Annotated in this window: 12 protein-coding genes and 1 other annotated feature; of the genes, 6 read left to right on the forward strand and 6 right to left on the reverse strand. The window is 48.9% G+C overall.

All coding sequences use genetic code 11. The features are described from left to right. The first annotated feature begins 32 nt into the window (after positions 1 to 32). The gene (locus OGV80_RS08385) at positions 33 to 896 is read left to right on the forward strand and encodes an AraC family transcriptional regulator (RefSeq protein WP_043018801.1); all 864 of its coding nucleotides are present in this window, start codon (positions 33 to 35) and stop codon (positions 894 to 896) included. Between the two features lie 98 nt (positions 897 to 994). Here OGV80_RS08385 and OGV80_RS08390 read toward each other — a convergent pair whose 3' ends face one another. Continuing rightward, complete coding sequence (locus tag OGV80_RS08390) at positions 995 to 2,410, reverse strand: aryl-sulfate sulfotransferase (RefSeq protein WP_286514502.1); 1,416 nt, start codon at positions 2,408 to 2,410, stop codon at positions 995 to 997. A 440-nt stretch (positions 2,411 to 2,850) separates the two neighbouring features. Here OGV80_RS08390 and OGV80_RS08395 point away from each other — a divergent pair, with 440 nt between their 5' ends. From OGV80_RS08395 to OGV80_RS08405, 3 genes are read left to right on the forward strand one after another with little or no spacing between them, the layout of a single operon-like run. After that, positions 2,851 to 4,176 (forward strand): PTS sugar transporter subunit IIC, encoded by a 1,326-nt coding sequence (locus OGV80_RS08395; RefSeq protein ID WP_087052858.1) that lies wholly within the window; start codon positions 2,851 to 2,853, stop codon positions 4,174 to 4,176. Positions 4,177 to 4,203: 27 nt separating this feature from the next. Continuing rightward, positions 4,204 to 4,533, forward strand: a complete 330-nt coding sequence (locus OGV80_RS08400) for a PTS sugar transporter subunit IIB (RefSeq protein WP_087052859.1) — start codon at positions 4,204 to 4,206, stop codon at positions 4,531 to 4,533. Between the two features lie 9 nt (positions 4,534 to 4,542). Then, entirely contained in the window at positions 4,543 to 6,027 is a 1,485-nt protein-coding gene (locus tag OGV80_RS08405; protein WP_286514507.1) for a sulfatase, read from the forward strand. On the opposite strand, the gene OGV80_RS08410 is transcribed toward OGV80_RS08405, so the two are convergent. The 3 genes from OGV80_RS08410 to ibpA all read right to left on the reverse strand — a co-directional run bounded on the left by OGV80_RS08410 (position 6,024) and on the right by ibpA (position 8,744). Then, a complete protein-coding gene (locus OGV80_RS08410) occupies positions 6,024 to 7,685 on the reverse strand; it encodes a putative transporter (RefSeq protein ID WP_200001128.1) in 1,662 nt (553 codons plus the stop codon). The two genes, OGV80_RS08405 and OGV80_RS08410, sit on opposite strands and share 4 nt — an antisense overlap. A gap of 124 nt (positions 7,686 to 7,809) precedes the next feature. Further along, the gene (ibpB, locus tag OGV80_RS08415) at positions 7,810 to 8,238 is read right to left on the reverse strand and encodes a small heat shock chaperone IbpB (protein ID WP_047407721.1); all 429 of its coding nucleotides are present in this window, start codon (positions 8,236 to 8,238) and stop codon (positions 7,810 to 7,812) included. 92 nt (positions 8,239 to 8,330) lie between these two features. Beyond that, positions 8,331 to 8,744, reverse strand: coding sequence for a small heat shock chaperone IbpA (ibpA, locus tag OGV80_RS08420; RefSeq protein ID WP_003023882.1), 414 nt, complete (start codon positions 8,742 to 8,744; stop codon positions 8,331 to 8,333). Next, positions 8,738 to 8,810 (reverse strand) — a sequence feature (ROSE (Repression Of Heat Shock gene Expression) occurs in the 5'-region of heat shock genes and acts as an RNA thermometer to modulate expression.). It overlaps the preceding gene by 7 nt. Before the next feature lie 238 nt (positions 8,811 to 9,048). Between ibpA and OGV80_RS08425 the strand changes: the two genes are divergently transcribed. Further along, entirely contained in the window at positions 9,049 to 9,381 is a 333-nt protein-coding gene (locus OGV80_RS08425; protein WP_167373431.1) for a YceK/YidQ family lipoprotein, read from the forward strand. 1 nt (position 9,382) lies between these two features. Here the strand turns inward: OGV80_RS08425 and OGV80_RS08430 are convergent, their stop codons facing one another. Next, positions 9,383 to 10,609 carry a YidR family protein gene (locus OGV80_RS08430; protein ID WP_087052861.1) on the reverse strand — a complete coding sequence of 409 codons (1,227 nt, stop codon included), beginning with the start codon at positions 10,607 to 10,609 and terminating at the stop codon, positions 9,383 to 9,385. 100 nt (positions 10,610 to 10,709) lie between these two features. On the opposite strand from OGV80_RS08430, the gene cbrA reads away from it, so the two are divergent. Next, positions 10,710 to 11,828 carry a colicin M resistance lipid reductase CbrA gene (gene cbrA, locus OGV80_RS08435; RefSeq protein WP_087052862.1) on the forward strand — a complete coding sequence of 373 codons (1,119 nt, stop codon included), beginning with the start codon at positions 10,710 to 10,712 and terminating at the stop codon, positions 11,826 to 11,828. A 4-nt stretch (positions 11,829 to 11,832) separates the two neighbouring features. On the opposite strand, the gene yidA is transcribed toward cbrA, so the two are convergent. After that, a complete protein-coding gene (gene yidA, locus OGV80_RS08440; RefSeq protein ID WP_047407708.1) occupies positions 11,833 to 12,645 on the reverse strand; it encodes a sugar-phosphatase in 813 nt (270 codons plus the stop codon). Between the last annotated feature and the right edge of the window lie 17 nt (positions 12,646 to 12,662).

The raw sequence follows: 12,662 nt of genomic DNA on the forward strand, positions 1-12,662 counted from the left end.
TTGTGGGCATAATTCTCCGGCGGGAAATTAAAATGAATGGAAAGATGCAAAGTTCGCATGTAAAAAACGAAACTACGTACAATATTCCCCTATTGATTAACGAAAATGTGATCTCAAGCGGAATTTCATTGATCTCGCTGTGGCACACCTATGCCGACGAACATTACCGGGTTATTTGGCCACGCGATAAGAAAAAGCCACTGATAGCTAATTCATGGGTTGCTGTCTATACCGTCCAGGGCTGTGGGAAAATCCTGCTAAAAGGCGGCGAACACATTACCCTCACCGGAAATTGTATAATATTTTTAAAACCAACAGACATTCAGTCTTATCATTGTGAAGGATTAGTATGGGAACAATACTGGATGGAATTCACTCCAACCAGCGTAATGGATATTCCGTTACGCCAGCAAAGCATTATTTATAATGGTGATATTTATAATCAAGAACTGGCCGAGGTCTCGCGATTAATTACGTCACAAGACTCAATGAAAAATAATCTGGCCGTCGCTTTTCTCACAAAAATAATTTATCAATGGATTTGTCTTATTTACGCCGAAGGTAAAAAAGACCCGCAGCGGATACAAATTGAAAAACTGATTGCCACTCTGCATGCCAGCCTGCAAAGGCGGTGGAGCGTGGCGGATATGGCGGCCACCATCCCCTGCAGCGAAGCCTGGCTACGTCGTCTTTTTTTACGTTACACAGGTAAAACACCGAAGGAATATTATCTCGATGCCCGGCTGGAACTGGCGCTGTCACTGTTAAAGCAGGAAGGGAATACGGTCGGACAGGTGGCAGATATGCTTAACTTTTTTGACTCATTTCATTTCAGCAAAGCCTTTAAACACAAGTTTGGCTATGCGCCCTCGGCAGTGCTTAAACATGAGAAGTGAAATGACAATCCCGGCATCATTCGTAGATACCAGGTGGACAACCATTTTTGATACGTCCACCTGAAAGTAGCAAAATAATGTCGAAAAAGATGACAACATTAGATCAGTGAGCGTAATTCCTCATACGTAAAGATGCGGCCACGATAGCCTAATCCCGTATCAATATTGTAAACAGAAAGGCCAATATTGTTATCTGTATCAAAGACAAAGAAGGATTGTTCTGCACCAAAATAGACATTGTAATAGTCATTACCTACATCAAAGACCGACGATGTAAGCTCACTACGTTGGCCAGGAAAACTAAACAGATCCAATCTCTCTACCGTTGAAGCGGTTAAATCGACAGCCAGAATAGTAGGCAGGGAATCAAGCTCTGCTGAAGTATAAGAGACGGGATCAGATTCAATGATGCGAACCAACTCATTCCCACTCTCATCCGCGCAGGAATTATTGTTAAACAGAGAAAGGACGAACTTATTTTCACCCCTCCAGGCCTGGTACTTGCTGTTTTGCGTAACAAAGACCGCATGCTCTCCGTTGGGATAGTTAAAATCGTCGGTATTCACCACACTCAAATTGATTGGGCTAGCCAACACCGGGAAATCCGGATTATCAATAATCCACTCAGGATCGCCAGAGTCAATATTCAGGCCAATAATAGTACAGCTTGAACGTGAGTTAACGATTAACTGATTGGTTTCTTTTACATATTCGAGGCTATTAAAATGCACATCGTTGGTATCAGTATTATCCAGCACCGTGGCCCCTAAAAACACCTGAGAGTAATCACGCTGCCAGAGTAACGCTCCACTGGCGATGTCATATTTATAAATTACACACTCCAGTTTTTGCTCATCACTCCAGTTATCCAGCAACGAACCCAACAACCAAATATTACCTTTCCCATCCGTAGTGATGTCGTGATGAAAACCATAACCAGCAGGTGCGGTATAAGTTTGCGAAACGTTACCCGCCAGGTTAAAACGATACAAGGCGGGGGCAAATGCATGCTTATCGGGGTCATACGTTTCACTGGCCAACGCTGACCACAACGCATTGTCGATGACCTTAAGGTTACCGTACATCCAGGGGAAGAGGCCGGTAATGCGCAGATCGCCATTAATGTCATAGCCATTCCAGGCACTGGTGACAAACCAGCCCTGGCCTAAGGTGTTTTCCGCCATCTCGCTGTCATCAATATTGATTGTCAGCGCCAGCGGCACATCGCCGTAGTCCTGGCCCTCTGTTGAGATTGTTACCGAGAAAGTGGTTGTTTCACTATCCGCCTTATAAATATTCAATGTGATCGTATTAAGATAGTCAGCATACAGACCCACAACGATAATTTGAGTATTAGTAGAGTATTCATCTGTGCTGTAATTAAAATCGGCATTAGATATTTTACCCTGCACAGTATAATCAAATCTTACCGCCTCTGTATTATCTAACTGAATTAATGCGCAGAGCTTATTTTGATCATAAGGGTTAATTTTAACAGTATAGGTTGTATCCATTTTTCAGTCCTTTATTTATTAGTCTATGGAATAGTCTTATTTCCACAGTAAGCTTTATCATGCAACCGAGTATACCTGGCGATGCACTGATATGTTTTTACACTGTAAGTGCAACAATCAATAATCAACAAAAATAAAAAACAATAAAATATCCATATTTTATATATAAATAAAATCAAAAATAATATCACACATATCTATATAAGAATAAAATTCACAAAATAAATAACATATTATTTTTAATGCACTTTATTTATCAATCTCTTATTTTTGCAAATTAAATCACAAAAAATCACAACCAATCTTTTATTGAGCGATTTTGATTATTATGGTGGTTTTGTTTTCATAAAAATCTGTCGCAGAAATAAATAGTCGTCCGTTATTGAATGAGCACCAACAACTTTGATCTGGAAGCGAATATCACGGAGGTTGACTGAGTTATGTTTTCTGAATTTATCGATGTAATACAATCTTTCTTAACAGAGCCCGCTATCTTAATTGGTTTGTTAGTGGGTTTAGGTTATGCCCTTGATAAAAAGCCGCCAATTAAAATTATAACGGGCATGGTTAGCGCGATGGTCGGGTTGATGATGGTGTTATTTGGCGGATTCCAATTTTCGGCCACCTTTAAGCCTGTCGCAGATGCCGTTAGTAAATCCTACGGTATTCATGGTTATTTAATGGATTCATATGCCATGAAAGCGGCTACCCAAATTGCCCTCGGGGATAACTTTGGCTACGTCGGTTACGTCTTCGTACTGGCGTTTTTTACCAACCTTTTATTGGTGCTTTTTGGTCGCTATACGCGAGTAAAAGGGATTTTCTTAACCGGTAATACCGGGGTTTCCCACTCGCAGGCCGTACTCTGGTTGATCGTCTTCTGGTTGGGCTTTGGCTGGGTACAGTCAATCATCATTGCGGGTGTTTTAACGGGTGTTTTCTGGGCCTTTGCCACAACGTTAATTGCTAAACCCGTTGCTAAAATCACCAATAATGCCGGTTTTACTATCGCTCATAATCAGATGCTCGGGATCTGGTTTTTTTCAAAATTCGCCCACCTGTTTGGCGATGCTGAAAAGCAGGATGCCGAAAACATGAAGCTCCCCGGCTGGCTGGCGATTTTTAACCATAACGTCACCGCTATTGCCATTGTGATGACGCTATTCGTCGGCGGATTTTTGCTGTCGACCGGTATTGAAAATGTTCAATTGATGGCAAAAGGCAAACCCTGGTATATCTATGTGATTAACCTCGGACTGCAGTTTTCTATGTATATGGTTATTCTCCTGCAGGGCGTGAGAATGATGGTTGGGGAAATAAATGCCTCCTTTAAAGGCTGGCAAGATCGATTAATCCCCGATGCAATTCCGGCTGTAGATGTTGCCGCACTATTACCTTTTTCACCAAATGCAGCCACGCTTGGATTCATCTTCTGTACCTTCGGCACCATATTCTCTATGGGGATCCTGCTTATTACCAAAAGCCCTATTATGGTATTACCTGGTTTTGTGCCCCTTTTCTTCTCCGGCGGTCCCATTGGCGTTTTAGCCAACCGGATGGGGGGTTATCGCTCCGTTATCATTTGTACATTCCTGCTGGGGATTATTCAAACCTTCGGCACAGTATGGGCAATTCCCTTAACAGGCCTGGCAGCAGAAGGGGTTGGCTGGACCGGTATATTTGACTGGGCAACATTATGGCCTGCCATTTGTGAATTACTGAAACTGATCGCCTCTGTATTCAATCTGGGCCCTTACGCGGGCTAACTAACTTCGCATAAAAAGGATATCGTCATGAAAGACAAAATTAATCTTCTGTTTGTTTGCGGCTATGGTGTCGGTAGTAGCGTAATGTTGCAAACGGTCGTAAAAAAAGCACTGGCTAAATATGATTTTCAGTTTGAATTTGCGATGGAACATACCGCCGCTGGCGAAGTGGGTGGCTTTACTGAATGGGCAGATATCTATGCTATTTCTAAAAAACTGATTGATGTCGTCAGTCTGGATCCTCGCCATGGCCAGTACCTTATTCCCATCGAAAATATCATGGATGGAGAGACTATCGGTAAGCAGATCTATGCGGTGATTGAGGCGCATTTCCCGCACCTGTTATCTCCCCGTTAAGGAGCGCAGATGAAAGCAATTATCCTGTTGTTCGACAGCCTGAATAAACATTATCTGCCACCTTACGGCGATATGGTAACCCAGGCTCCTAACTTTCAGCGCCTGGCAGCACACTGTACGACGTTCAACAACAGTTATGTTGGCAGCATGCCCTGTATGCCCGCCCGTCGAGAGCTGCACACTGGTCGACATAACTTTTTGCACAGGGAGTGGGGGCCGCTGGAGCCATTTGATGACTCAATGCCGGAGTTGCTGAAAAAGGCGGGGATCTATACGCATCTTATTAGCGACCATCTGCACTACTGGGAGGACGGTGGCGGTAACTATCACAACCGCTATAACACGTGGGAAATCATTCGTGGTCAGGAAGGCGATCACTGGAAAGCCAGCGTTGCAGATCCAACCATTCCAGAGGTACTACGTGTCCCACAGAAACAGACTGGGGGCGGTGAGTCCGGGTTATGGCGGCAAGACTGGGTCAACCGTGACTATATCCAACAAGAAGCAGACTTCCCGCAATCTTGTGTTTTTACCGCGGGTTGTGAGTTTGTCGAAAAAAACCATCAACAGGATAATTGGTTACTACAGGTTGAAACGTTCGATCCCCATGAGCCGTTTTATACCACTGAAGCCTATCTCTCGTTGTATCAGGATAGCTGGGAGGGGCCGCATTACGACTGGCCACGCGGTAAGGTGGAAGAGAGCGAGCAGGCTGTAGAGCATATTCGCTGTCGCTACCGTGCATTGGTGTCGATGTGCGACCACAACCTGGGACGTATTCTCGACATGATGGACCGCTTTGACATGTGGCACGACACGATGCTCATTGTCGGTACCGACCATGGTTTCCTGCTCGGAGAGCATGGGTGGTGGGCCAAAAACCAGATGCCGTACTATAACGAAGTGGCAAACAATCCGTTGTTTATCTGGGATCCACGTGGTGGTCAACGGGGAGTTCATCGCAACGCGCTGGTACAGATGATTGACTGGGCCCCCACGCTGTTGGAGTTCTTTAATCAACCGATCCCTGCCGATGTGCAAGGACATCCACTGGCGAAAATTCTTGAGGATGACACGCCTGTGCGTGATGCGGCCCTGTTTGGCGTATTCAGCGGGCATGTCAATGTCACTGATGGTCGCTATGTCTATATGCGCGCCGCGCTACCCGGACGTGAGAATGACATCGCTAACTACACCCTGATGCCCATCAAGATGAACACACGCTTTGATGTGAAGGAATTGCAGTCGTTCACACTGGCCCCTCCTTTTAGCTTCACTAAAGGCGTCAAAACATTACGTATTCCGTCGCGTGAGAAATATCCAGGGATCAATCGCACAGGCAATTTGTTGTTCGATTTACACACCGATCCGCAACAGCTTACGCCAATCGATGATAAAGAGGTGGAGGCGCGGATGATTGCCCTGCTGGTGCGCCTGTTGCATGAAAGCGACGCCCCGGCAGAGCAATTTGTTCGGCTGGGTTTAACGGTCTAACCCAGCCCCCAGAAAAGCACCGCCAGCAGTTGTGGCGTGATAATCCTCAGGAACATCACCAGCGGATAAACGGTAGCATAGGAGAGCGCCGCCGCCCCGCTGGTGGCATGCAGGTTGTTAGCAAACGCCAGCGCGGGGGGATCGGTCATCGAACCCGCCAGCATACCGCACAGCGTCAGATAGTTCATTTTGGCGAAGATACGCGCCAGCAATCCCACGGTAATCAGCGGAATCGCAGTAATGAAAATCCCGTAGCCCACCCAGCTCAGGCCATCGCCCTGCGTCAGAGTATCGACAAAATCACCGCCTGACTTCAGACCAACCACCGCAAGAAACAGCACAATACCTAACTCTCGCAGCGCCAGGTTAGCGCTGGGAGGCATAAACCAGTACAGCTTACCAATGCTGCCAATACGCCCCAGGATCAAGGCCATGATCAGCGGCCCACCGGCCAGACCCAGTTTTAACGCCACCGGGAACCCCGGGATGAACAGTGGGATTGAACCCAGAAGAACACCCAGCCCGATACCAATAAATACCGGCAGCATCTGCACCTGCTGCAGTTTTTGCTGCGCGTTACCCACAACATTGGCGACGGCATCAATGGACGCGGGACGCCCCACCAGATTGAGGATATCCCCGAATTGCAGGCTGGCGTCGCTGCTGGCTACGAGCTCAACCCCCGCACGGTTCAAACGGGAGATAACCACGTCGTAACGCTCTTTGAAATGCAGGTCGCGGATTCGTTTACCCAGTACCTGTTCGTTGGTCACCACCACGCGCTCAACGCGTAAATCGGTACCTCGCGTCGACAGCGATGTGTCCACCTCCTGCCCAATCACCACCTGCGCGTTGTGCAGATCGCCAGGCTGACCGACCAGGTGTAACAGGTCGCCCATCTGGATAATTGTCCCTGGCGACGGCACCATCAATGTCTCTTCACGTTTCAAACGCGAGCAGATGATTTTATCGCTGTTCAGAATCGGGACATCCTGAATCGCCATATTGTTGAGGTTTGGGTTTTCCACGCGGATGTTCATCGTCTGAATCAGCGCGTGTCCGTTGGTCAGCGTGGATTCATGCTGATGGGCTTCGGCATCGACGTTAACGCGAAAAATGAGGCGCATCAGCCACATCGTGAGCAAAATACCACAGATACCAAAAGGATAGGCCATGGCATAGCTCATCCCCATCTGATCCACTACATCAGCAGGGGTACCCAGATCGCGCAGAATTTGCTGGCCCGCGCCTAAGGCCGGGGTATTGGTGACCGCACCGGAAAATATTCCCAGCACCACCGGAAGGGGAATGGCAAAAATCTTATGCAGGATCGCGGTGACCAGGCCACCCATAATAACAATCAGTACGGCAAACAGATTCAGCCGCAGCCCGGAAACGCGCAGTGACGCAAAAAAGCCCGGCCCCACCTGAATACCGATGGTGTAGACGAAAAGAATCAGGCCAAATTCCTGAATAAAATGCAGCATGTCGCCGCTCAGGGTCATCCCTGCCTGATCGACAAAATGTCCGACGATAATACCGCCGAACAGCACGCCTCCAATGCCAAAACCAACACCACGTATTTTTATGTTGCCGATCCATAATCCGACAACCGCCACCAATGCCAGAACGCTGACCGTCAATGCTATATCACTCATTATCCTGTTCCCTGTGAATAACATCATTAAGTAAATGGATTCTCGCAGAGTACAGTCGCAATGTATGGGTGGTAAAGCACAAAAAAGCCCCGTCATTTCTGGCGGGGCAAAGGCATGGAGCTATTTAACTCTCTAATGCGGGACGTTCGCTGATGGCGATACGTTGTGGAGCAATGGTTTCAGGTTCATTCCGGGTCAAATCGATATGCAGCAAGCCGTTAGTGAAGCTTGCGCCGGAGACCTCCATATTTTCAGCCAGCGTGAAGCTCAGGCTGAACGGCTGAGTGACCAGCCCCTGATGCAACCATTTGGTCTCTTTTTCCGGCTGTTGCGGCGTACCTTTCACGGTCAGGCGCGTGCCTTCCAGTTGAATATCCAGATCTTCCTGGCGGAAACCGGCTAACGCAAGGGTAATGCGGTAGTGGTTATCATCGCTCTTTTCGATGTTATATGGCGGGAAGCTCTGGCTTTCACCGGTGTTTTGCAAGGCATTGGCCAGTTTGTCAAAACCGATCCATTGACGCAGCAGTGGGGATAAATCGTAGTTACGCATAATAATCTCCTTCTAAGAAGCGAGTAGGTACTTTTCGGCTCCCTGACGGCAAGCCGATGACTTAGCAGGGCCGCCTGCAGCGGCCCACAAAATTAGTTGATTTCGATGCGGCGCGGCTTGTTCGCTTCGGGAATCACGCGCTCAAGATCGATATACAGCAGACCATTCACCAGGTTTGCGCCGCGAACATGAATGTTCTCCGCTAACTGGAACTTACGTTCGAAGTTGCGCTCGGCAATGCCCTGATACAGGTAAGTACGTTCTTTTTGATCGTCCGCATGAGCGCCTTTCACCACCAGCAGATTGTCCTGGGCAGTAATTTCCAGTTCGCTTTCAGCAAAACCGGCAACGGCAATCGCAATGCGGTAATGGTTTTCGTCTACCAGCTCAACGTTATACGGAGGGTAGCCGCCATTGCTCTGGCCCTGATTGTTTTCCAGCAGGTTAAACAGGCGATCAAAACCAATAGCAGAACGGTACAGCGGGGATAAATCAAAGTTACGCATAATCAATAGCTCCTGAAATCAGCGAGAATAATCGACCTTCCATCATGGACAGGTCAGGTAGCCAGGACACCCATCAGGCATGCCCTTCATTTGTCTACACTCTAAAAATGGGTCTTAATACAAACTTTTCAAGCGTATTCATCTGACTTTTTTTGCAGTTTGGTGTCTATTGCATACACTGGGGGAAGCAGTTGTTATCGTTAAATCGCGATAGCCGCCACAGTGCGACGAAATGGTGATGTTATTTTCGCAACGGATCGCTTTAACTCACCATGCAAACACGATAAATACAGATGAATAAATGATGATAAAAAAAATGTTGGTAACACTGGCAATGTGCAGCGGGATGGCGTTTTTGAGCGGCTGTTCCAGCATTATGTCGCATACCGGAGGCAAGGAAGGGACGTATCCTGGCACGCGCGCCAGCGCCACAATGATTAGCGAAAGTGATACAAACTGGGGAACCAAGTCGCTGGCGATTCTGGATATGCCGTTTACCGCCGTACTGGATACGGTATTGCTTCCGTGGGATCTCTTTCGCAAAGACAACTCGGTGAGATCCCGCGTAGAAAAAAGCGAGGAGAGAACGCAGGCCACAAACGCGGTTATTCCCCCGGCTGAAATGACCGCGCCTTAAGCTAGCGCCTGGTTTCTGTCACCCATAACTGGCGGAAACCCTCGACGTCTTCCATCCACGCAACCCATTGACCGTCAGGAGAAAAGACGATCGCGTCGCCTGACGGCGGGTTGCCATGATGATCCGTTAAAAAATCAATCTCTCCCGTAAGAGCATCACAACAGGCGATTTTGTTCTGCAGTACAAATCCCAGCCATTTCCCCGACGGATGCCAGTTGAACGCTGACTGAATATCCGTGACGCAGCGGGTAAGCTGACGCGGCTCCCCTCCTTGTGGGGAAATCAGCCACAGTTGCACAACACCACGATCATCGCGCATTAAAAACGCAATCTCAGAGGCTCCTGGATTACTGCGCACCCAGTGGCGCGGCTGATTAACCAGCCCAGGAAAGGCGTGCTCATGGGTAAACGTCAGGCGGCGTTGAGTTATGCCGGATGGCGGCGCAGGCATTGTCGCCTCAGTCCCCTCCAGCGGCTCGTCGCCAGGCTGTTTCCAGCCGCTTTCATCCTGTGGCAAATCAACAATAAACAGCTCCGGCACCTTCTCACCAGAGGCGGACAACGTATCGCCGATAAACGCCAGTCTGTTTTCCCCCACCCAGCCCTCTTCATAGGCGCGGTTAATCTCATCGCTCCCCGGCTTTGGCGCTGGCGTCGTCTGACTCACCAGCACGCACCAGTAGCTACCGCTATATTCACGGGGATGCTGCGAGGAAACATTCACCGGACCATACGGCGCAGCCACGCCGACGTTGCGTAAATCGAGCGCCGGAGAGCGCTCATGCAGCACATGGTCGTTATAGGTAAAACTGACAAACTCGCCGTTCGGGCTAAAAACATGCACATGACTGCCGCCGCGCAGCGCGCCCGGCGTATATGGCGCAGTAATATCCATCGCATCCAGATTCTCCATCCCAGCCTGCGAAGCAATCACCCCACGCCGATGATGGAAGTCGTAATGCCATGTTTCATCAGGATTTTCAGGCCCATGAATAAATACATATTTTTCCGACTTTGGATGAACGGTCACCACGCCAATGTGCGATCCCTGAGTAGCCCGGTAAATCACCTCCAGCTCGCCAGTATGGATATTGACGCGCTCAATTGTTTCACCGGTAAAAGAGGCGCCGGAGGGGCGCACATCAAAGACCAGCCACTGGCTGTCCGGTGTCCAGGTATTGATATTGGTAAGCTGATGATTACGCGGCGTAAAGGTGATTTGCTTCATGGGATGCCCTGATACAAGACGATTTGAGCAATCATACTTCACAAGCACTTCACTTTCAGGCTTTAGCGTATCGCTATCTTCATTTTTTGCGGACAGAAAGATGGAACATTTTGACGTAGCGATTATCGGATTAGGCCCGGCAGGCGCAGCGCTGGCGCGGCAGTTGAGTGGAAAAATGCGCGTGATCGCGTTGGATAAAAAACGCCAGTGCGGCAACGAAGGTTTTACCAAACCCTGCGGCGGTCTGCTGGCCCCGGATGCCCAGCGTTCGTTTATCCGCGACGGGATAACCTTACCCGTTAATGTCATCGCCAACCCGCAGATATTTAGCGTTAAAACGGTTGATGTTGCCGCTTCTTTGACGCGTAACTACCAACGCAGCTACATTAATATCAATCGCCATGCGTTTGATTTATGGCTTAAATCGCTCATTCCTGACGATGTACAGGTGTACCACGACAGCCTGTGTCGGAAAATCTGGCGCGAGGGCGATAAATGGCATGTAATCTTCCGCGCCGACGGTTGGGAGCAGCAGATCACCGCGCGTTATCTGGTAGGTGCCGACGGAGCGAATTCACTGGTACGCCGTCATCTCTATCCCCAGCACCAAATCCGTAAATATGTCGCTATTCAACAATGGTTTGCGGAAAAACATCCTGTCCCGTTCTATTCCTGTATTTTTGATAATGACGCAACCGACTGTTATTCCTGGAGTATCAGCAAAGACGGCTATTTTATCTTTGGCGGCGCGTACCCCATGAAGGACGGCCAGGCGCGCTTTGACGCGCTGAAAGAGAAGCTGGAAGCGTTCCATTTCCAGTTCGGCAAACCGGTGAAAAGCGAAAAATGTACGGTGCTGTTCCCCTCACGCTGGAAAGACTTCGTCTGCGGCGAAGATAACGCGTTCTTGATTGGTGAAGCGGCCGGATTTATCAGCGCCAGTTCGCTGGAAGGGATTAGCTATGCGCTGGACAGCGCGGAGATCCTCAAATCTGTACTCCTGCGGGATACGCCAGATATGAATCACGCCTACCGCAACGCCACCCGCAAGTTACGCCTCAAACTGTATGGCAAAATCCTGAAAAGTCGCGCCCTGACATCGGCGTTTTCCCGTAAATGGATAATGCGCAGCGGCGTGGCGCACATTCCCCAAGGAGACCATTCAGCACCACAAATCATAGCTGAAACAGGGCAAATACGGCGAAGCATTTGCCCATAACATCTTATTGCAGCGCAAACTTCTCAATGGCATACGCGACGCCATCTTCAAGGTTGGATTTGGTCACAAAGTTGGCGATTTCTTTGACTGATGGAATAGCGTTATCCATGGCAACGCCCACGCCTGCGTATTCAATCATCGCAATGTCGTTTTCCTGATCGCCAATCGCCATCACCTCTTCGGCTTTAATGCCCAACGCATCGGCCAGCGATTTTACGCCAGTCCCTTTATTGACGCGTTTATCGAGGATTTCGAGGAAATACGGCGCACTTTTCAGCACGGTGTACTTCTCTTTTACTTCCGCAGGTATGCGCGAAATGGCTTTATCAAGGATCTCCGGCTCGTCAATCATCATCACTTTCAGAAACTGGGTTGCGGGATCCATTTTCTCGGCTTCGCAGAACACCAACGGAATCGTCGCAACAAACGATTCGTGCACCGTGTAGTAGCTGATATCACGGTTCGCGGTATACAGCGTATTGCGATCGAGGGCGTGGAAATGCGAGCCAACTTCCCGGGAGAGTTGCTCCAGGTAACGATAATCATCATAGCTCAGCGCGGTTTGCGCCACGGTACTGCCATCCCCCGCTTTCTGCACCAGCGCACCGTTATAGGTAATGCAGTAGTCACCGGGTTGTTCCATATGTAGTTCTTTCAGATAGCTATGAACGCCGGCATACGGGCGCCCCGTAGTCAGCACCACATTCACGCCACGCGCGCGCGCCGCGGCAATCGCCGTTTTGACCGCAGGTGAAATGGTGTGATCGGGCAGCAGAAGTGTGCCATCCATGTCGATAGCAATAAGTTTGATAGCCATGAGTTCCCCGGATGAAA

The organism is Citrobacter sp. Ce119 (assembly GCF_030334525.1).
GTDB classification, from domain to species: Bacteria; Pseudomonadota; Gammaproteobacteria; order Enterobacterales; family Enterobacteriaceae; genus Citrobacter; species Citrobacter europaeus.

What these genes read in the sequence shown, in the direction of transcription:
- OGV80_RS08400 (WP_087052859.1), top strand. Translation starts at nt 4,204, where the DNA reads ATGAAAGACAAAATTAATCTTCTGTTTGTTTGCGGCTATGGTGTCGGT.
- OGV80_RS08390 (WP_286514502.1), bottom strand. Translation starts at nt 2,410, where the DNA reads ATGGATACAACCTATACTGTTAAAATTAACCCTTATGATCAAAATAAG.
- OGV80_RS08425 (WP_167373431.1), top strand. Translation starts at nt 9,049, where the DNA reads ATGATAAAAAAAATGTTGGTAACACTGGCAATGTGCAGCGGGATGGCG.
- yidA (WP_047407708.1), bottom strand. Translation starts at nt 12,645, where the DNA reads ATGGCTATCAAACTTATTGCTATCGACATGGATGGCACACTTCTGCTG.
- OGV80_RS08395 (WP_087052858.1), top strand. Translation starts at nt 2,851, where the DNA reads ATGTTTTCTGAATTTATCGATGTAATACAATCTTTCTTAACAGAGCCC.
- OGV80_RS08410 (WP_200001128.1), bottom strand. Translation starts at nt 7,685, where the DNA reads ATGAGTGATATAGCATTGACGGTCAGCGTTCTGGCATTGGTGGCGGTT.
- ibpA (WP_003023882.1), bottom strand. Translation starts at nt 8,744, where the DNA reads ATGCGTAACTTTGATTTATCCCCGCTGTACCGTTCTGCTATTGGTTTT.
- OGV80_RS08430 (WP_087052861.1), bottom strand. Translation starts at nt 10,609, where the DNA reads ATGAAGCAAATCACCTTTACGCCGCGTAATCATCAGCTTACCAATATC.
- OGV80_RS08385 (WP_043018801.1), top strand. Translation starts at nt 33, where the DNA reads ATGAATGGAAAGATGCAAAGTTCGCATGTAAAAAACGAAACTACGTAC.
- ibpB (WP_047407721.1), bottom strand. Translation starts at nt 8,238, where the DNA reads ATGCGTAACTACGATTTATCCCCACTGCTGCGTCAATGGATCGGTTTT.
- cbrA (WP_087052862.1), top strand. Translation starts at nt 10,710, where the DNA reads ATGGAACATTTTGACGTAGCGATTATCGGATTAGGCCCGGCAGGCGCA.
- OGV80_RS08405 (WP_286514507.1), top strand. Translation starts at nt 4,543, where the DNA reads ATGAAAGCAATTATCCTGTTGTTCGACAGCCTGAATAAACATTATCTG.